Genomic DNA, 1,170 nt, shown 5'->3' on the forward strand with positions numbered 1-1,170 from the left:
GCGGGCGGCGGTGAGGGCGGGGTCGGTGACGGGGGCGCGGTAGTCGGTGCCGGTGAGGGCGAAGGCGAGGCCGTCACCCTGGGGTACGAGGGTGAGGTCGAGGGGCTGGGTGGTGACGGTGAAGCGGTGGGCGCCCAGGCGCAGGGTGCGGCCGTCGTCGGCGTACAGGTCGGTGCGGTCACGCAGGGCGCGGGTCGCCTCCTGGCGGGCGGCGCGCAGGCGGCCGTTCAGTTCCTCCGCCCGTACGGAGTCGCCGAGTCGGCGGAGTTCTTCGGCCGTGCGGCGGATCTTCGCGACCATCGGGTCGGAGGCGAAGTGGGTGCTGACGGCGTCCGCGTCGGGGAGGGTGGCGGCGCGGCGGGCGATGGTCTCCAGGATGCGGGCGGCGGAGGCGGCGAGGTGTTCGGCGCGGCGGGCGCGGGCGTCCAGGAGGCTCTGCCTGCGGGCGGCGAAGGCGTCGGACAACTCAGCGCGCTGGTCGTCGAGTTGGGCGAGGAAGTCGTCGAACTCGGCGAAGCGGGACTCCAGGTTCTCCAACCGGACGAGGACGCCCGCGAGTTGGGCATCGCAGGCGTCCGGCGTGTCCGCCGCCGCGAGCGCGCCGGTGACGGTCTGGCCCAACAGGGCGAATTCGGCGGCGAATTCGGCACGGCCCTCGCTGTCGCGCAGGGTACGGCGGCGGGCGTCGAGGACGGCGCGGGCGCGGTTGACGCCGCCGAGGACGTCGGCGACACGCTCCAGCACGGACGTCCGTACGGTCGCGTCCCCGATGTCGAGGCCCGCCACCACCTCGGTGACCGTGCGCAGTCCCTCCGCCAGGGCCTCGATGCGGTCGGCCACGGGGCGGGCCTCCGCGACGGTCGTGATGGCGCCCGCGTCGGCCGACAGCCTTTCCACGTCGGCCTGTTGGGCGTCGAAGGCGTCCGGCCGGGCCAGGAACTCGACGGCACGCCGCCCGAACCGGTCGAGGTCGGCGCCGGCCTCCTCGGACAGCGCGTCGATGCGGGGCAGGTCGGCGTACCGAAGCTCCTTCAGCGTCAGCAAGTGGCCCTGGGCGTGGCGGAGTTCGGTCAGGCCGGTCACCCAGGAGGCGGCCGTGCGCGGGGCCTCGCCGCGCAACCTCCGTACGACGGAGGCGAGTTGTCCGGCGGCGTCGTCGAGGGCGTCGGC

Annotated in this window: 1 protein-coding gene; it reads right to left on the bottom strand. The window is 75.0% G+C overall.

The window, feature by feature from the left end:
* Positions 1 to 1,170: DUF7902 domain-containing protein (locus tag AOK24_RS42500; RefSeq protein WP_478078792.1), on the bottom strand; the 1,170-nt coding region annotated here is incomplete at both ends.

Source organism: Streptomyces niveiscabiei (assembly GCF_001419795.1).
GTDB classification, from domain to species: domain Bacteria; phylum Actinomycetota; class Actinomycetes; order Streptomycetales; family Streptomycetaceae; genus Streptomyces; species Streptomyces niveiscabiei.